Consider the following 17,753-nt stretch of genomic DNA (forward strand, 5'->3'; position numbering starts at 1 on the left):
CGTGGGCGTCCGGACCTGGATCGAAGGCTGGCCGGTCTACCGGCAGTTGACCGGGACCGACCCGCTCGGCCGTGGTGCCGCCGCGCAGTCCGACCGTTCCAAGTCGCTGACCGCGCGCACCGAGACCGCCGACCGGGTCGCCAAGTCGGTCTGCCCCTACTGCGCGGTCGGCTGCGGCCAGCGCATCTTCGTCAAGGACGAGAAGGTCGTCCAGATCGAGGGCGACCCGGACAGCCCGATCTCCCGCGGCCGGCTCTGCCCCAAGGGCTCGGCCAGCCTGAGCCTGGTCACCAGTGACCGCCGCCGGCAGCACGTGCTCTACCGCAGGCCCTACGGCACCGAGTGGGAGCGGCTCGACCTGGAAACGGCGATGGACATGATCGCCGACCGGGTGCTCGAGGCCCGCGAGCAGACCTGGGAGGACGCCGACGACGAGGGCCGGCCGCTCAACCGCACGCTGGGCATCTCCAGCCTGGGCGGGGCGACCCTCGACAACGAAGAGAACTACCTGATCAAGAAGCTGTTCACGGCGCTCGGCGCGATCCAGATCGAGAACCAGGCGCGTATTTGACACTCCGCCACCGTTCCCGGTCTGGGAACCTCTTTCGGCCGTGGCGGGGCCACCAGCTTCCTGCAGGATCTGGTCAACGCCGACTGCATCATCATCCAGGGCTCCAACATGGCCGAGGCGCACCCGGTGGGCTTCCAGTGGGTCATCGAGGCCAAGAACCGCGGCGCCACGGTGATCCATGTCGATCCGCGGTTCAGCCGCACCAGTGCGCTCGCGCACACCCACGTGCCGGTGCGGGCCGGGGCGGACATCGCGTTCCTGGGTGGGGTGGTCAACTACATCCTGAGCAACGAGAAGGACTTCCGGGAGTACGTCCTGGCGTACACCAACGCGTCGATGATCGTCAGTGACGACTTCCTGGACACCGAGGACCTGGACGGGCTGTTCAGCGGCTTCGACCCGAAGACCAACACGTACGACGAGTCCAGCTGGATGTACGCGGGGCACGAGGAGCACGGCCAGGCGCACGAGGAGTCGCACGCCAGCCGGGAGACCGCGTCGGCCCAGCAGCACGAGTCACACGGGCCGCCGCTGCCCGGTGACGTCCGACGCGACCCGACACTGCAGCACCCGCGCTGCGTCTACCAGATCCTGAAACGCCACTACGGCCGCTACACGCCCGAGGTCGTCGAGCAGCTCTGCGGCGTACCGGTCGATAAGTTCTTGGCGGTTTGCGAAGCCTGGACCAGCAACTCGGGTCGCGAGCGCACCACGTCGCTGGTCTATTCGGTCGGCTGGACGCAGCACAGCGTCGGCGTGCAGTACATCCGCACCGGCGCGATCATCCAGCTGCTGCTGGGCAACATGGGCCGGCCCGGCGGCGGGGTGCTCGCGCTGCGCGGGCACGCCAGCATCCAGGGCTCCACCGACATCCCGACCCTGTTCAACCTGCTGCCCGGTTACCTGCCGATGCCGCACCACGCCCAGCACGTGGATTTCCAGGACTGGATCGACGACATCCGGCACCCGGGGCAGAAGGGATTCTGGGCGAACGCCGAGGCGTACGCCGTTTCGCTGCTCAAGGCGTATTTCGGCGAAGCCGCGACGGAGGAGAACCAGTGGGGGTACGGCTGGCTGCCCCGCCTCACCGGCGATCACGGTACGTACCGGCAGGCGCTCGACATGATCGACGGGAAGATCAAGGGCTACTTCCTGCTCGGCCAGAACCCGGCGGTCGGGTCGGCGCACGGCCGCGCCCAGCGGCTGGGCATGGCCAACCTGGACTGGCTGGTGGTCCGCGACCTGTACATGATCGAGAGCGCGACGTTCTGGAAGAACGGCCCCGAGGTGGAGACCGGCGAAATCACCCCGGAGACGTGCCGCACCGAGGTGTTCTTCATGCCGGCCGCGTCGCACGCCGAGAAGGAGGGCACCTTCACCCAGACCCAGCGGCTGCTGCAGTGGCGGGAGAAAGCCGTCGAGCCGCCGGCCGACGCCCGCAGTGAGCTGTGGTTCTTCTACCACCTGGGCAAGCGCATCCGGGCCCGGCTCGCCTCGTCGACGCTGCCGCGCGACGCCGGCATCAAAAACCTGACCTGGGAGTACGGCGAGGACGAGCCCTCCGGCGAGGCGGTGCTGCAGGAGATCAACGGGTTCGACCTGAGCACCGGGAAGCCGCTGAGCACGTTCAACGAGATGAAGCCGGACGGCAGCACATCGGGCGGCTGCTGGATCTACACCGGGGTGTTCGCCGACGGCGTCAACCAGGCCGCCCGCCGCAAACCCGGCAGCGAGCAGAGCTGGGTGGCGCCCGAGTGGGGCTGGGCCTGGCCGGCCAACCGGCGCACCCTCTACAACCGGGCTTCGGCCGACCCCGACGGCAACCCGTGGTCGGAGCGCAAGGCGTACGTCTGGTGGGACGGTTCGGCCGGCGAGTGGACCGGCCACGACGTGCCCGACTTCGAGAAGACGAAGCCGCCGTCCTACCGCCCGCCCGAGGGTGCCTCCGGGGTGGCGGCGATCTCCGGCGACGACGCGTTCATCATGCAGGGCGACGGGAAGGGCTGGCTCTACGTGCCGTCCGGCCTGATCGACGGCCCGATGCCGACCCATTACGAGCCGGCCGAGTCGATGATCCGCAACCCGCTCTACGGGCAACAGGCCAACCCCACCCGCAAGGTGTACGACCGGGACGACAACCCGACCAACCCGAGCCCGCCCGAGCCGCACACCGACGTCTTCCCGTACGTCTTCGGCACCAGCCGCCTCACCGAGCACCACACCGCGGGCGGCATGAGCCGCCAACTCGCGTACCTCTCGGAACTGCAGCCGGAGATGTTCGTCGAGGTCTCCCCCGAGCTGGCCACGGAACGCGGCCTGGAGCATCTCGGCTGGGCGCACGTCATCACCGCCCGCGCCGCCATCGAGGCGAAGGTCCTGGTCACCGACCGGATGACGCCGCTGCGCATCGAGGGCCGCATCATCCACCAGCTGTGGCTGCCCTACCACTGGGGTGCCGAGGGCCTGATCACCGGCGACTCGGCCAACGACCTGATCGGCATCACCCTCGACCCCAACGTGCTCATCCAGGAGAGCAAGGTCGGCACCTGCGACATCCAGCCCGGCCGCCGGCCGACCGGAAAAGCCCTTCTGGCGTACGTCGAGGAATACCGCCGCCGAGCCGGGCTGATCCCCGGTCACCACACCCCGATCGTGACCACGCGTGCTCCGGAGGACGCTGATGGGCAGCAATAGCCTCTACGGTCCGCTCGACCCGGCGCCGGACGCGGGCTACACCGACGCGCCACCGCGGATGGGCTTCTTCACCGACACCTCGGTCTGCATCGGCTGCAAGGCCTGCGAGGTCGCCTGCAAGACCTGGAACGCCATCCCCGACGACGGCTTCAACCTGCTCGGCCAGTCCTACGACAACACCGGCGGCCTGACCGCCAACTCCTGGCGGCACGTCGCCTTCATCGAGCAGCCGCGGAGCGACAGCGGGGCCGCGACCGGCGTCCCGGGCGCCTTCGCGGGCCTGCCGACCGGCCCGTCGGCGAGCGCACAGAGCGCGGTGATCGCGGCCACCACCGGCGCGGACACCGGCACCGCCCCCGGCCTGCCGCCGGCCGTGGACGCCCTCGCCGCCGCCGGCACCGTCGACCCGCAACTCTTCCCGGCCGCCGGCACCGGCCCGCAGTTCCTCGGCATGCCGCAGACCGATCTCCCCGGCCGCACGAGCGACGCGCCGCGCACCGACTTCCGCTGGCTGATGATGTCCAACGTGTGCAAGCACTGCACCCACGCCGCCTGCCTCGACGTGTGCCCGACCGGGTCGCTGTTCCGCACCGAGTTCGGCACGGTGGTGGTGCAGGAGGACATCTGCAACGGTTGCGGCTACTGCGTGGCGGCCTGCCCCTACGGCGTCATCGACCGCCGGGAGGACGACGGCCGGGCCTGGAAGTGCACGCTCTGCTACGACCGGCTGTCCGACGGCCTGATGCCGGCCTGCGCCCAGGCCTGCCCGACCGAGTCGATCGTCTTCGGCGAGCTGGCTTCACTTCGCGAACAGGCCGCCGCCCGCGTCGAGACGCTGCAGTCTCAGGGCGTCGACTCGGCCCGCCTCTACGGCCATTCCGACGACGACGGCGTGGGCGGCGACGGCGCGTTCTTCCTGCTGCTCGACGAACCCGAGGTGTACGGCCTGCCACCCGACCCGGTGGTCACCACGAAGGACCTGCCCGACATGTGGAAACGAGCCGGCCTGGCCGCCCTCGCCATGGCCGCCTCGGTGGCGGTCTCGTTCCTGGGCCGGCGCGGATGAGCCGGCGCGGTGACCGGCCGATGGTGCCGAAGGCGCAGTTCCGGTCCTACTACGGCCGGCCGATCGTGCGGCCCGCGCCGTGGACGCACGACATCGCGGCCTACCTGTTCACCGGCGGTCTAGCGGCCGGCTCATCGCTGCTCGCGGCCGGCGGCCAACTGACCCGGCGGCCGAAGCTGCGGCGGGCCGGGCGGGTCACGGCGCTCGGGGCGCTCGCCGCCAGCGGCTACTTCCTGGTCGCCGACCTGGGTCGGCCGGAGCGCTTCCATCACATGCTGCGGGTCGCCAAGCCGACGTCGCCGATGTCGATGGGCACGTGGATCCTGACCGCCTTCGGCGCGGCGGCCGGAGCGGCGGCGGTCGCCGAGGCCGCGTCGCTGGTTCCGTCCCGCCTCGTGCGGCGGGTGCTGCCCCCGATCGGGGCCGCCGCCGGACTGGGGGCGGCGGTAGTGGCTCCGGCCCTCGCCACCTACACGGCCGTGCTGCTGTCCGACACGGCGACACCGAGCTGGCACGTCGCGTACCCCGAACTGCCCTTCGTCTTTGCCGGCAGCGCCCTGGCCAGCGGGGCCGGCATCGGGTTGATCGCCGACCCGGCGCCGCCCACCCGCCGGATGGCCGTGCTGGGCGCGGCCCTGGAACTCTACGGAGCCCACCGGATCGAGACCACGAAAGGCCTGCTCAGCGAGCCCTATGCGACCGGCCGGGCCGGGAAACTGCTGAAGGCCGGCCGGACGCTGACCGCGGCGGGGGTCGTGGGCGCGGTGCTGGGCCGCCGCAGCCGGGTCGTCTCCGCGCTCTCCGGCTTGTCACTGCTGACGGCGTCGGCGATGACCCGGTTCGGCATCTACGAGGGCGGCATGGCGTCGGCGCGGGACCCGAAGTACACCGTCCTCCCCCAGCGTGAGCGGCTCACCGAACCGGCCGACGGTCAGTAACACTCGACGGTCTTGCCGGTGCTCGGGACCAGCTCGCCGATGACCGGGAAGCCCGGGATCTCCCCGGCCAGCAGCAGGCCACCGGAGGTCTGGGCGTCCGCGAGCAGCAGGAGTTCCTCCTCGGGCAGGCCGGACTTCAGATGCGGCCGCACCCAGTCGAGGTTGCGCCGGGTGCCGCCGCTGACGAAGCCGTCGGCGAGCGCCTGGCGGGCCCCTTCGAGGTACGGCACGGCCCGCGAATCGATCCGCGCGGTCACGTTGCTCGCGCGGGCGAGCTTGTGCAGGTGCCCGAGGAGCCCGAACCCGGTGATGTCGGTGGCGCACGTGATGTTGTTCCGCCGGGCGGCCTCGGCGGCCTCCCGGTTGAGGGTGGTCATCGCCGTCACCGCCTGCGGGAAGACCTCCCCGGTCGCCTTGTGCCGGCTGTTGAGCACGCCGACGCCGAGCGGCTTGGTCAGGGTGAGCGGCACGCCCGGCACGCCCGCGTCGTTACGCATGAGCAGGTCCGGGTCGGCGATGCCGGTGACCGCCATGCCGTACTTCGGTTCCGGGTCATCGACACTGTGCCCACCGGCGACGTAGCAGTCGGCCTCGCGCGCGATGTCGAGCCCGCCCCGCAGCACCTCGGCGGCCAGCTCCATCGGCAGCAGATCCCGGGGCCAGCAGAGCAGATTGACGGCCACGACGGGTGTGCCACCCATGGCGTACACATCGGAGAGCGCGTTGGCCGCGGCGATCCGCCCCCAATCGTAGGCGTCGTCCACGACCGGCGTGAAGAAGTCCGCGGTGGCCACGATCGCCTGCCCGCCGGCGATCCGCACGACGGCCGCGTCATCACCGTCGTCCAGCCCGACCAGCAGTTCGCCAGGCCCGCGCGGCAGATCCCCGCCGACCAGCCCGGACACGACCGCTTCGAGCTCGCCGGGCGGAATCTTGCAGGCGCAGCCCCCGCCGTGTGCGTACTGGGTGAGCCGCTGAGCAGAAGTCATCGTCACGGACCAACTCTGGCACGCCGGCCGCCCGACCGCCCGCCGCGGCCACGGCCGGTCTAGGGTGATCGACGGAGGCGTTCAGGCGGCTGGTGCCCCTCGCAGTCTTCAAAACTGTCGTGGCCCGGCATCCGGGCCAGGCGGGTTCGATTCCCGTCCGCCTCCGCCAGCCCGAACGACGGTGCGGGCGCCTGGCGAGGCGCCCGCACCGTCATCGCGGCCTACAGGTGGGACGCAGTCACCCGGGAGGACTCGTACGTCGTGGCGGCCTGCGGCAGGCCCGGCACGGTGGATACGTCCTTGACCAGCATGCCGGTCCTGGCGTCAACGGTCAGCACCTCGCCGCCCTCGCCGCCGAACACCTCGGGGCCGGCGGTGATCGTCAGCGTGGCCGTGCCGCCGGTGGTCGAGTTCTTGACGCTGACCGCCGAGATGGTGGACAGCAGACGCAGCACACCCGCCCGGACCTGCGTGTTGCCGTCGCCGGCGGACAGCGCTTCGGTGCTGAACGTCCACAGGGCATTGTCGAAGTGCCGCTGGACGGCCTGCGGGCTGTACGGCTTCGGCTCGGCATTGCCACCCTTCTGCTTGATGATCTCCTGGGCGGCCGCCTGCTCCTTGTCCCACTCCGCCTTCTGCGCCGCCGGGTCCAGGCCGACCAGCGGGTCCTTCGCCGCTTTGAGCATCCGGGTCCGGCCGTCGGCCGGGCTGCTGTCCGCCGCGGCAATGGCCGCCTTGAGCAGCGGAGCGTAGCCGCCGGCCTTCATCTGGTCCTGATGGCGGGCGATCGCACGCTTGACGTCCCGCACGCTGTTGCCCGTGTAGATCGCGTGACCGTCGGTGTACAGCGTGTAGACCACCTGCATGGTCTTGGTGCCGTGGACCTGAGTCGCTTTCACCAACCACGCGTCGCCCGCCGCCGGGGTGACCGTCCTGATCGACCCGGCCAGGGTCATCAGCGGCGCACGGTCGGCGGCCTCGTCGACGGTGACCGAACCCGGGGCCACGGCCGGCGAGTCCTGGCCGGCCACCGCGCCCCCGGTCGCCGACGAGTTGAGCACCACGGCGACGACCGCTGCCGCGGCCGCGATCCCCACCCCGGCGCCGATGCCGAACCGGCCCGCGAGACCGATTCCGCGGCGGCGCCGGATCACCGGGCTGATTTCGTGTTCCCGCTCGGCTGTAGTCGTTTCCATGGTTGAAGTCGTCTCCATGATCGTGTCCTCCGCTGACATGTCGCCCCCCGGGTCGGCCATCGCCGCCCGTAGCACCGCCCGCGCCCGCTGATAGGCCTCCGGGCGCAGTGGTTCTGCGCTGCCCAACTCACCGACCAGATCGAGCTCGTCGGTCATCGGTGTCTCTCCTTCGCGCTGTTGCGATCCTTCAGAAGCGCGGACACCCCCGGCGCGTCGCGCAGTGCCGTCCGGGCCTGGCTCAGGAGCCGCCGCGCGGTGCCGGCCGGTATGCCGAGCGCCCGTGCGGCGTCGGCTGCGGTCAGGTCCTCCCAGGCGACGAGCCTCAGGACCTCCCGCTCCTCGGGCTTGAGTCGCAGCAGGGCCGACCGGAGCACCGCCCGGGCGTCCATGCCGAGGTCGACCGCCGACCACGGATCCCAGCCGGCCGCCAGGTCCGGCACCTCCCCGACCAGGTCCTCGGCCGGCCGGGACCGCCAGTAGCGGCGCAAGCGATTCAACGCCACCCCGTACAGCCACGGCCGCGCATCGTCGTACGACCGGTCGTACGATCGCCGCGACTCGAACGCCGCAACCCAGACCTCGCCCAGCAGGTCCTCGGCCGCATCGCGGCCCGCCCGGCGAACGAGGTAGGAACCGACGGCGGTCTCATGACGCTCGACCACCTCCACGAAGGCGTCGACTTCGCCATCCAGCGACCGACCGATCAAATCCGCATCCGATGCCATAGCCCTCCTCGGCAAACTCCGCGCTTCCAACCAGACATTGCCGATCGGCCCGCGAAGTGTTCAGCCCCCGCGAGCGAGGACGTTCACCCATACTGACCGCGTGCAGTCCGAGCAGCCCGCGCACCTCGTGGAGACTCCGCTTCCGGCGGGAAGGATGACACCGGGCATCACCCGGCGCGGCGAACAACTCCTGCGGCCGACGGGCGCGTGGTCCGGTGCAGTGCACGAATATCTGCGGCACCTGGAATCCACCGGATTCACCGGCGCTCCCCGATTCCTCGGCATCGAGGGGGAGCGTGAGGTCCTGACGTTCATCAACGGCGACGTGCCGGTCGATCCCCACTGGCAGCCCGGACGCGGGCACTGGCTGCCTCCATACGCCCGTTCCGAGGACGCCCTCGTCGCGGCCGCCGACCTGCTGCGGCAACTGCACGAGGCAGCTCGCGGCTACCGGCCCACCGACACCCAATTCCGCTTCGATCCGCGCCCGCCACGGACCGGAGAAATCATTTCGCACGGCGACCTCGGACCATGGAACACCGTCTACCAGGACGGCGTGCCGGTAGCGTTCATCGACTGGGACGCGGCAGGCCCGGTCGAACCTCTGGTGGAGCTAGCCGCGGCGGCGTGGGAATTCGTCCCGCTGCTGCCACCCAAGCAACTGCGGCAGGCGGGATTCGCCCCGGTACCGGACGTATCCGCCCGGCTCCGACTCTTCCTCGACGCTTACGGCCTCCGTGATCCGCGCTCCATCGTCCCCGCCCTGCAGCGTTGCCGGTTGCTCGCCGCCGAGCGCATCAAATACGCACCGGTGACACCCGCGGAAGCAGCCGAAGCTCTCGAACACCACGCACGCGACCTACGCTGGCTGCACCACGCACTGCCACATCTGAACCTCGAACAAGCGCGGAGCCGCACCGTCATCGGCGAATGAGTGAATTTGATCTGGCGGGGAACGCGGCGGGCGAAACCGAGGGCGTCGCGCACGCAGCCACCCAGCCCGGCGCCATTGCAGATCTTGCGGACTTGCCGCTCTGTCCGCACGGCAAGCCCACAAGAGCGGGTGCGGGCCTGCCCGCAGCGGGTGCGCGGAGGGTGAGGTGCACCGGCCGGGACCGCGTGCCCGGCCGGCTACTGCTCCGGTGTCAGCTCCCAGCCGGTGACGGTCGTCTCCGACTCGAAGCCGTCCGCGGTGCGGGCGCGGGCCGCGACCTGCAGGTACACGGCGGCGGTGGTGTGGATGACGGTGGCATTGCCGTTCTCGTCGGCGGCGATGAACTGCTGGGCGCGGGACCTGCCCCCACACGTACAGATTGGCCCGCAGCTATGGGGAGACTGCGCCACTCGCCGTACGGCTGGTGACGGCGAGAATGTTGTCGCCACATCCTGGTCGCCGCCGGCCACCGCCAAGGTGAACTTCCCGTGATGCCGGGCCCGCCGCTGGGCGTCCCGGCCGAGTAGTCGGCCGAGCTCACCACCGGCGCGTGTGGCCGGGTCGTGTCGACGGTGAAGGGTGCAGACCGCAGACCAGGCCGACACCGCGCCCGCGGCATCGGTCACCCGCGCGACCAGGCGGTATCGAACCCCGTTGACCAGCGTGGCCGGGACCGGGGTGAAAAATCCTCCGTGATCGATGTTGTGTTACCAACCCATGGTTCCGGGGGCGCCCTTGAAGGGGCCGATGATGTCGGCGGTGATCCAGCCGCCGTAGAAGTCACCCTCCTGCGGACGGACCAGTTCGCCGGCCACCCGGCATTCGTCGACCCGGCTCGGATAGAAGGCGACCGCTCCGGCGATCTCCGCGTACGCCGGTGAGGGGCGTTCGTAGGACCAGCCGGCCTGCCGCACCCGGATGTCGCCGGCGACCAGGTCCCAGTAGTCGGCGACGCCCTTGAACTCGCAGTGCGAGCGGCCGGTGCCCCGCTCCAGCACACCGTCGGCGATGTCGTCGCGAGGCACGTAGTAGACCGGCGGGTGCGAGGTTTCCAGGACCCGCCAGCAGCGGTCGCTGTCGACGATCGTCTGCCCCGCGTGCACCACCGTCACCCGGGCCGCGGTGCGCTCCAGCCGTGGCGGGCGGGGATAGTCCCAAACCGACTCCATCGGTCCAGCTTGCCACCCCGGCCCGGCCGGAAGACCGGCTAGCGGCCGTACTTGTCGAACGAGACCGTCCAGTCGCCCAGGCCGTTCCAGATCGGGAGGTGGCGGGGGCTGTTCCGGACGTCGACGATGTCGCCGACCAGGAAGTTGTTGTAGACCCACTTGGCGTCGGCGGTGCTGAGGTTGATGCACCCGTGCGACAGGTTCGCCCGGCCCAGCGAGCCGTTCCACGGAGCGGCGTGCAGGTATTCGCCGGAGTAGGTGATCCGGGTGCAGAACTCGATGTTCTCCGACACGTAGTAGTTGGGGTCCTTCGGGTCGGTGATGCCGTAACTCGCCGAGCTCATGGTGTGCTTGCGCTTGCGGCCCAGCACGACGTGCGGGCCGCCCGCGGTCCAGTAGCTGATCTGCTCGCCGTTCGCCCCGGTGGTGCCGCCACCCTTGCCGAGGCTGCTCTTCATCGAGCGGACCAGCTTGCCGTCGATGTAGACCTTCGTCACGTGGGTCCGGTTGTCACTGATCGCGATCAGCTGCCGGCCGATCCGGAAGTGGGTCGACGTGTTCTTCGCACCGTACGTCGTCTTGCCGAGCTTGACGCCGAACATGTTGACCGTGACGTCGACCCTCGTCCCGGCGGTCCAGTACTTCGCCGGCCGCCAGTGCACGGTCTGGTCGTCCCGCCAGTAGAACTTGCCCTTCACGGCGGGCGACGTCTTGATCTCGATGGCCTTCTCCGCCGCGTTCCTGTTGACGGCACGGCTGAACCTGACGATGACCGGCTGCCCGGCACCGTAGGTCTTGCCCTCGTCGAGGGCGAGCATGGCGTTGGCCTGGAACGTGACGGTGGCGGTGTTCTCCGGCTTCATCGTGGTGAAGCTGCTGTCCTGGGTGGTCTTCGCGCCCGCGCTGTCGGTGGCCTCGACGGTCACCGTGTACTTCTTGCCGTACGCGAGGTTCTCGGTCGACCGCCAGGTCCCGTCGGCCTGCATCGCGCCGTCGATCTTCGCCTTGCCGGCGGTGACGGTGACCGACTCGAGCTTGCCGTCCGTGGCGCTGACGACGATCGGCTTCAGCGGCAACACATCGGTGTTCCCGTCGGCCGGGGTCACGCTCAGCCGGACCGGCACCACGATCGCCTGCTCGGTGTCGGCCGCCGTCCCGACCCACGAGGTGGTCCCGTCGCGCCCTTTGGCGGGCGAGGAACACCCGGCCGCCGCGGTGGCCGCGGCCACGCCGACCGCGCCGATGATCACCTTACGTCGCTGAATCATGACTCTCACATTCGAGGGATGCCGACCGGCGCCGTCCATGGCCCCACTACAGAGACGCGAGCGAGGCTCGAAACGTTGCATCTCTCGGCGGAGGGAGATCATGGTGACAGATTTGAATCTCGGTCGGTAGCCCGCTCCAGGAGAACCTCTGCCGTGATGCTCATCGTCGTACCCGTCGGGCTTCTCGTCGGGTTGTTCATCGGTGCTGTCGGGGTGGGCGGCGTCGGGCTGCCGCCCGCGCTGACCTGGTTCGCCGGGCTCGATCCGCACACCGCCGCGGGGACCAGCAGCTGGAGTTTCCTGTTCACCGGCCTGGCCGGAACGCTGGTGTACGCGCGGCACCGCGCCATGCCGTGGCGATTCGCCGGATGGCTCACGCTCGGAGTGGTGCCCGCGGCCGTACCCGGTGCGCTGGCCAACGGCCTGCTGCCGGACCGCGTCGTGCTGGTCCCGCTCGGGGTGTTCGTGACCGCCGCCGGCGTCTTTCATCTGCTGTTCCGCACGCGCACGGCGCCCCGCCGCACGAGCCTGCCGCCGCGCGCCGCGATCGTCACCGGGGCGGTGGTGGGCTTCTGCTCGGCACTGACCGGGACCGGCGGCCCCGTGTTCCTCATTCCCGTCCTGCTCGGCCTGGGCATTCCGGCGGTCACCGCGGTGGCGGCCGGTCAGCTGATCCAACTGCCGCTGGTGTGCTTCGCGAGCTTCGGTTACGCCGTTCAGGGCTCGATCGACGTCCGGCTCGGCTGCCTGATCGGCGTCATCGCGGCCATCGGGGTGGTGGCCGGCGCCCGGGTCTCGCTGCGCCTGCCGGAGCGTCGTCTTCAGCAGGTCGCGTCCGTCGCGCTGCTCGGGTTCGGTGTCGTCGTGCTGTCGTCGGCCTGGTTCTCCCCGCGTTGACAGGGAGAACCAGGCCGAGGCCGCATTACCCCGTTCAGCGCACGAAGACGTGGTCCAAGCCGTCGCCCGCCCCGGCGACCAGGTTGGTCGCCGACGAGGAGAACAGGATGCGGCTGCCGTCACCGGACGGAATCCCGCCCCGGCTGTAGCCGTTGGCCGCGGTTCCGGACCGGGACCGGCTGATCAGGGTCGTGCGCTTGGTGCGGAGGTCGCGCCGGAAGACGTCGGTGACCTCGCCGTTCCCGTCGTTCGCGACCAGGTCGGTCGCGGTCGAGTAGAGGCCGGCGTAGCGCCCGTCGGCGGACAGGCCGCCCCGGAAGCTCTCGCCGTTGCCGGCGCCGGACCGGCCGGCCGAGACCAGCACCGTGGTGCCGGCGGTCAGGTCGCTCAGGTAGACGTCGGTCGTCTGGTTGGTGTCGGCCGGGTCCAGCCCGGCGGTCGTGGTGTACAGCACTTTCGTGCCGGACCGGTCGACGGCGGGCGTGGCGGCGTCCACCGGTTCGCCGCCGAGGGTCTGCGGGCTGACCCTGGTCGTCGTGCCGGTGGTCAGGTCGGCCCGGTAGACGGCGCTGGCGCTGCCACCGTCGCCGGTGAGGTTGCCGCCGCCGCTGAACACCAGCCACCGGCCGTTGCCGGACAGCCTGGCCTCGAAGACAGCGCCGGTCGGGCCGGTGACGGTGACCTGCCGGGTGACACCGGTGCGCCGATCCAGGACGTACGCGTCCTGGCCGTTGCCGTTGAGGAAGTCGGACTTGAGGTAGCTGACGAACCGGCCGTCGTCGGAGATCGACGGCTGGTACTGGAACCCGGTGCCGTCACTGATCTTGGTGATGACGCCGGTGCGCCGGTCGGTGAAGAAGACGTCGCGCTCACCGTTGAGGTCGTCGGCGACCAGGTTCGACGCGTACGAGGTGAAGGCCACGAAGCGGCCGTCACCGGAGATGGCGACGTCCGCGGTGAAACCGTTGGCCGGCTGGCCGCCGACGCCACGGCTGAGCATGGTCGTGCGGCGGGAATTCAGGTCGCGGACGAAGACGTCGTATGTGTCATTCGTGTCGCCGGCCGTGAGATTGGACGATGCGGACGTGAAGGCCGCCCACCGTCCGTCGTCGGAGAAGTCCAGTTCACCGGCGTAGCCGTTACCGGACGTGCCGTCGGAGGCAACGTCGACCTGGACGACGGTGCCGGCTGAGGCGGCAGCCTGAGCTGCCGCCGGGGTCAGAAGTAGTGCGGCCACGGCACCGGTGGCCACAAAGGATCGAGTCCCCCATGAAGTGCCCATGTCCGGCAGGTTACGCCCGTCTACGGTGCGGCGAGGTCCGTGCCGACCGACACCGGCCGCCAGGCTTCCACCTCGGCCCGCTGGGCGTCGAGGACCGACGTGATCGCGGTGACCGCGTCGGTGCCGAGCATCAGCAACTCCGGCGCCTTGCCGCTCCGCACCGCCGTGATCAGCGCCTGGGCCGCCTTGGCCGGGTCGCCGGGCTGGTTGCCGTGGGCGGTGTCGTTCTCCTTGCGGCGTTGGCCGGCCGTGTCGGCGTAGTCGGCGATCGGGGTGGCCGCCTGGGTGAGGGAACGGCCGGCGAAGTCGGTGCGGAAGGCGCCCGGCTCGACCGACGTGACCGTGATGCCGAGCGGCTGCAGTTCCTTGCGCAGCGAGCCCGACATGCCCTCCAGGGCGGCCTTGGACGCCGAGTAGTAGCCGGACCCGGCCGGGCTGATCCGGGCCCCGATCGACGAGATGTTCAGGATCGAACCGCTGCGGCGCGCCCGCATGCCCGGCAGCACCGCCTTGATCATGGCGACCGCCCCGAAGAAGTTGGTGGCGAACAACCGCTGCACCTCGGCGTCCTCCCCCTCCTCCACGGCGGCGCGGTAGCCGTAGCCGGCGTTGTTGACCAGCACGTCGATCCCGTCGAAACGGGCCTCGGCCGCCGCCACCACATCGCGAACCCGCGCCGGGTCGGTGACATCAAGAGCAAGGGCAAGAGCGCTCGACGGGTACGCCTTCGCGATGTCCTCGACGTTCGCGGTGTCCCGGGCCGTGACCACCGCGTTGTCACCGCTCGCCAGGACCGCCTCGGCGAGTGCACGGCCGAGGCCGGTCGAGCAGCCGGTGATGAGCCAGGTCGTCATGCGGAAGCCTCCAGGCGGATGGTGACCGGCGCGGCCTTCTCGCCGACGACCGTGCCGACGATCGCCGGACCGTACCGGTCGTATTTGGTGTGGTAGGCGCGGTCGATGTCCGCGCCGGTGGCCGGGTCGGCGAGGGTGAAGGTGACGTCGCGTTCGACGCCGCCGGCCCGGATGCGGCCGGTGCCGGCCGCGACGGCCCGGCGGAACCACGGGTTGTCCCGGCCGTAGGCACTGCGCACGTAGAGGTCGTCGCCGGACCGGACCACCCAGATCGTCACGTAGGGCCGCAGCGTGCCGTCCGCCCGCCGGGAGGCGATCAGCAGCTCGGTGGCGCCGCCGATCGCGGCCAGGTCCTCAGCGTTCCAACTCATCCGGCACCTTCGCATTCCAACTGGCCAGCAGGCGCAGCGCGTCGTACTCCCGGCTGCCCGCTTCGGCGTGGTAGGCGTTGAGCCGCAGGCCGGTGTCGGCGGTCAGGTCCATCGACTCGTAGCCGAGGGTGAGGTCGCCGACCTCCGGATGGTGCAGGCGTTTCACACCTGACCGGTGCAGGCGCACGTCGTGCGCGGCCCACCAGGTGCGGAACAACTCGCTGCGGGTGCTGAGCTCACCGACGAGGTCGGTCAGCTTCCGATCGTACGGATCTCGCCCGGCCTCGCCGCGCAGCAGCGCGACGACGTCGGCCGCCAGCTCCCCCCAGTCGAGGTAGAACTCCTGGGCCGCGGGTTCCAGGAAGATGAACCGGGCCATGTTGGGCGGGCCGGAGGAACCCTGGAACAGGGGCGCGAACACGGCTCGGCCCAGCGCGTTGGCGCCCAGGACGTCGAGCCGGCCGTTGCGCACGTAGGCCGGTGCGAGGGTCATCGCGTCGAGCAGGTGCTGCACCCCGGGCCGCACCGTGGCCGAGGTGCGCCGCCGGCTGCGCACGGTGGAGACCGTCGCGTTGGCGGTGCGGGCGAGGTCGAGCAGGTGGGAGCGTTCCGCGTCGTCGAGGTGCAGGGCGCGGGCGAGCGCTTCGAGCACGCTGTCGGACACCCCGGAGAGGTTGCCGCGTTCGAGCCGGGTGTAGTAATCGACGCTGACCCCGGCCAGCATCGCCACCTCTTCCCGGCGCAGCCCGCTGACCCGTCGGCGGGCCCCGTAATCGGGCAGCCCGGCCCGCGCCGGCGTGATCTTCCCCCGGCGGGTGGTCAGGAAGTCGCGGATCTCCGCCCGGTTGTCCATGTTCCCGACGTTACGACGCCCGCCCGGGCTCAGGGAGGGTCTGTCAGTACCGGTCACCGGAGTGCCTCGGCATGATCACCAGGGTGCTGAGCACCGAGGCGCCGACCACGGCGGCGGCGATCAGCTGGGTGGCGCGGTAGGGGGCGCCGGCCCCGAGCATGGTCAGGAAGAGGGCGACCGACAGGGCGCCGCCGACGTGCGTGGTCGATTCGAACAGGGCGGACGCCATGCCGCGGTCCGGCGGGTCGGCGTCGCCGATGCACTCGCGGGTGAGACCGACGTAGATCGGGCCGGCGCTGAATCCCCACGCCACCAGGCAGATGGTGAGCAGGGTCAGCGAGTGCGCGGAGGCCGCGGCGACCAGGACCAGCATGATCGTGCACAGCAGGAGGGCGAGAGCGACGACCAGCCGGGTGCCGTACCGCCGCACCCATCGGGCCGCCGGCACCGCGCTGAACAGGGCGCCGAGCAGGACCGGGGCCAGCACCAGACCGGCCTGTGCGGCGGACAGCCGATAGGTGTCCTGCAGCTGGAGGCTGCCGACGACCACGATGACGGCGTAGGCGGACGAGTGGGCGCCGAACGCCAGGCAGCTGGAGATCAGCCGCCGGGATCGCACCACCGCCGGCTTGATCAGCGGGTGCGGCACCCGGCGTGCCCAGCGGACCAGGACGCCGAGCATCAGCAGGCCGGCGGCCACCGGCAGCACCGTGTCCGCCCGCAGGCCCTGCTCGCCGATCCGGGTGGCGCCGAGAATGACGGCCAGGAGCCCGCCGGTGACGAGCACCGCGCCGGTGACGTCGAGGCGTTCGCGCGGGCCGGCGGCCGGCGGATCGGCGGGGAGGAAGGCCAGGGCGGCGGCCACGGCGACGGCCGCGACCGGCACGACGACGAGAAAGATCCAACGCCAGCCGAGGTACGACGTGATCAGGCCACCGAGGACGGCACCGGCCAGTCCGGCCGTGTTCGCGGCGCCCGCCACCACCGAGAAGACGCGGCTGCGCCACGGTTCACCGGGGAACAGGGTGGCCGCCGAGGCCAGGGCCGCGGGGATCGCGAAGGCGGCGCCCACGCCCTGCATGACCCGGCCGGTCAGCAGCAGGGCCAGCCCCGGTGCCACCCCGGAGACGAGCAGGCCGGCCGCGGTGAGCAGCAGGCTCGCGACGATCAGCCGGCGCTTGCCCCACACGTCGCAGACCCGGCCGGCGAGCACGAGGAAACCGCCGATGCTGAGCGAATAGCCGGTCACCACCCATTGCAGGGTCGCCGGCGCGATGTCGAAGTCCTCGCCGATGGCGGGCAGCGCGGTCGCCACCGCCAGGCTGTCGAACAGCACCAGGAACATGGCTCCCGCAAGGACGAAGGCGGTGGGCCAGGCGTGCCGGGTCGCCGGCTCGGTCGTCTGCGAAACCATCTGCCCCCTTTCCGCGGCGGGCAGGGTGCCGGCGCGGACGCCTCCGCCGCACCGAATACCCGGTTTGCCGCCGGGAAACCCGGGTTACTCTGCCGGAGTGGCGGAGATGAGGCGGTGCCCGCGGTGCGGCCATCCGACCCGCGCCGACCGGATGGTGAAGGGTTTCGGCCGGGACTGCGCGGCCCAGCTCGGCCTGATCGGCAACTCGATCGACACCGGCCACGAGGGACCGGACCTGCTCGACGTGCTGGACGAGCTGGGCGAGGACGCCTGCGACGGCGCGGACCGCCCCGCGGACCGCTAGACACCGTTCAAGGTCAGGGTCGCGAGGTTCAAACCCTTTTCCGGTACGGGCAACTCCGTCAACAACCGCAACCACCCCCGACCGCCGCCACCCCGCGACCAGCCGGCAACACCGGCACGTGCCGCGACTCTCGCGCAACGACACACGCACTCAGCCCCGCGGGGTAACGCCTCGGCGCCCGAAGAGATCTCTGGCTCGGTCAACCCGTGCGCCGGCCATGTCGATCGG

The 17,753-nt window shown here is 70.9% G+C and carries 17 protein-coding genes and 1 tRNA gene; 7 read left to right on the forward strand and 11 right to left on the reverse strand.

Going from position 1 to position 17,753, the window contains the following annotated elements; all coding sequences use genetic code 11:
- The first annotated feature begins 1 nt into the window (after nt 1).
- From fdh to nrfD, 3 genes are read left to right on the forward strand one after another with little or no spacing between them, the layout of a single operon-like run.
- A complete protein-coding gene (fdh, locus tag Ato02nite_RS14325; protein WP_246606896.1) occupies nt 2-3,265 on the forward strand; it encodes a formate dehydrogenase in 3,264 nt (1,087 codons plus the stop codon).
- The gene (locus Ato02nite_RS14330; RefSeq protein ID WP_213006987.1) at nt 3,252-4,331 is read left to right on the forward strand and encodes a 4Fe-4S dicluster domain-containing protein; all 1,080 of its coding nucleotides are present in this window, start codon (nt 3,252-3,254) and stop codon (nt 4,329-4,331) included. The genes fdh and Ato02nite_RS14330 overlap by 14 nt, the downstream gene beginning before the upstream one ends.
- Before the next feature lie 20 nt (nt 4,332-4,351).
- On the forward strand, nt 4,352-5,269 hold the full coding sequence (nrfD, locus tag Ato02nite_RS14335) for an NrfD/PsrC family molybdoenzyme membrane anchor subunit (RefSeq protein WP_246606897.1): 918 nt from the start codon (nt 4,352-4,354) through the stop codon (nt 5,267-5,269).
- Here nrfD and selD read toward each other — a convergent pair.
- Nucleotides 5,263-6,258 carry a selenide, water dikinase SelD gene (gene selD, locus Ato02nite_RS14340; RefSeq protein ID WP_213007029.1) on the reverse strand — a complete coding sequence of 332 codons (996 nt, stop codon included), beginning with the start codon at nt 6,256-6,258 and terminating at the stop codon, nt 5,263-5,265. The genes nrfD and selD overlap by 7 nt on opposite strands.
- A gap of 73 nt (nt 6,259-6,331) precedes the next feature.
- Between selD and Ato02nite_RS14345 the strand changes: the two genes are divergently transcribed.
- A tRNA-Sec gene (locus tag Ato02nite_RS14345) sits at nt 6,332-6,427 on the forward strand.
- A 52-nt stretch (nt 6,428-6,479) separates the two neighbouring features.
- Here Ato02nite_RS14345 and Ato02nite_RS14350 read toward each other — a convergent pair.
- Nucleotides 6,480-7,610, reverse strand: a complete 1,131-nt coding sequence (locus Ato02nite_RS14350; protein WP_213006989.1) for a hypothetical protein — start codon at nt 7,608-7,610, stop codon at nt 6,480-6,482.
- Complete coding sequence (locus Ato02nite_RS14355) at nt 7,607-8,179, reverse strand: RNA polymerase sigma factor (protein WP_213006990.1); 573 nt, start codon at nt 8,177-8,179, stop codon at nt 7,607-7,609. The genes Ato02nite_RS14350 and Ato02nite_RS14355 overlap by 4 nt, the downstream gene beginning before the upstream one ends.
- A gap of 100 nt (nt 8,180-8,279) precedes the next feature.
- Between Ato02nite_RS14355 and Ato02nite_RS14360 the strand changes: the two genes are divergently transcribed.
- Nucleotides 8,280-9,113: a phosphotransferase gene (locus Ato02nite_RS14360; protein WP_213006991.1), complete on the forward strand. Its 834-nt coding sequence runs from the start codon at nt 8,280-8,282 to the stop codon at nt 9,111-9,113.
- 197 nt (nt 9,114-9,310) lie between these two features.
- Here Ato02nite_RS14360 and Ato02nite_RS14365 read toward each other — a convergent pair whose 3' ends face one another.
- The 3 genes from Ato02nite_RS14365 to Ato02nite_RS14375 all read right to left on the reverse strand — a co-directional run bounded on the left by Ato02nite_RS14365 (nt 9,311) and on the right by Ato02nite_RS14375 (nt 11,550).
- Nucleotides 9,311-9,739, reverse strand: coding sequence for a hypothetical protein (locus tag Ato02nite_RS14365; RefSeq protein ID WP_213006992.1), 429 nt, complete (start codon nt 9,737-9,739; stop codon nt 9,311-9,313).
- An 81-nt stretch (nt 9,740-9,820) separates the two neighbouring features.
- Nucleotides 9,821-10,282, reverse strand: a complete 462-nt coding sequence (locus tag Ato02nite_RS14370) for a DUF427 domain-containing protein (protein ID WP_213006993.1) — start codon at nt 10,280-10,282, stop codon at nt 9,821-9,823.
- Nucleotides 10,283-10,320: 38 nt separating this feature from the next.
- Complete coding sequence (locus Ato02nite_RS14375; protein ID WP_213006994.1) at nt 10,321-11,550, reverse strand: L,D-transpeptidase; 1,230 nt, start codon at nt 11,548-11,550, stop codon at nt 10,321-10,323.
- 18 nt (nt 11,551-11,568) lie between these two features.
- On the opposite strand from Ato02nite_RS14375, the gene Ato02nite_RS14380 reads away from it, so the two are divergent.
- Entirely contained in the window at nt 11,569-12,447 is an 879-nt protein-coding gene (locus tag Ato02nite_RS14380) for a sulfite exporter TauE/SafE family protein (protein ID WP_369076919.1), read from the forward strand.
- Nucleotides 12,448-12,481: 34 nt separating this feature from the next.
- Here Ato02nite_RS14380 and Ato02nite_RS14385 read toward each other — a convergent pair whose 3' ends face one another.
- Genes Ato02nite_RS14385 through Ato02nite_RS14405 form a run of 5 tightly spaced genes read right to left on the reverse strand, consistent with a single transcriptional unit; the run spans nt 12,482 to nt 17,221 of the window.
- Nucleotides 12,482-13,729, reverse strand: coding sequence for a TolB-like translocation protein (locus tag Ato02nite_RS14385; protein WP_213006996.1), 1,248 nt, complete (start codon nt 13,727-13,729; stop codon nt 12,482-12,484).
- Nucleotides 13,730-13,749: 20 nt separating this feature from the next.
- Nucleotides 13,750-14,583 (reverse strand): oxidoreductase, encoded by an 834-nt coding sequence (locus Ato02nite_RS14390; RefSeq protein ID WP_213006997.1) that lies wholly within the window; start codon nt 14,581-14,583, stop codon nt 13,750-13,752.
- Entirely contained in the window at nt 14,580-14,954 is a 375-nt protein-coding gene (locus Ato02nite_RS14395; protein WP_246606898.1) for a DUF2255 family protein, read from the reverse strand. Before Ato02nite_RS14395 ends, Ato02nite_RS14390 begins: the two co-directional genes overlap by 4 nt.
- Nucleotides 14,938-15,807 (reverse strand): helix-turn-helix transcriptional regulator, encoded by an 870-nt coding sequence (locus tag Ato02nite_RS14400; RefSeq protein WP_213006999.1) that lies wholly within the window; start codon nt 15,805-15,807, stop codon nt 14,938-14,940. The genes Ato02nite_RS14395 and Ato02nite_RS14400 overlap by 17 nt, the downstream gene beginning before the upstream one ends.
- Before the next feature lie 43 nt (nt 15,808-15,850).
- A complete protein-coding gene (locus Ato02nite_RS14405; RefSeq protein ID WP_213007000.1) occupies nt 15,851-17,221 on the reverse strand; it encodes an MFS transporter in 1,371 nt (456 codons plus the stop codon).
- Between the two features lie 106 nt (nt 17,222-17,327).
- Here Ato02nite_RS14405 and Ato02nite_RS14410 point away from each other — a divergent pair, with 106 nt between their 5' ends.
- Nucleotides 17,328-17,525 (forward strand): hypothetical protein, encoded by a 198-nt coding sequence (locus Ato02nite_RS14410; RefSeq protein ID WP_246606907.1) that lies wholly within the window; start codon nt 17,328-17,330, stop codon nt 17,523-17,525.
- The last annotated feature ends 228 nt before the right edge of the window (nt 17,526-17,753 follow it).

The organism is Paractinoplanes toevensis (assembly GCF_018332695.1).
Classification (GTDB): Bacteria; Actinomycetota; Actinomycetes; order Mycobacteriales; family Micromonosporaceae; genus Actinoplanes; species Actinoplanes toevensis.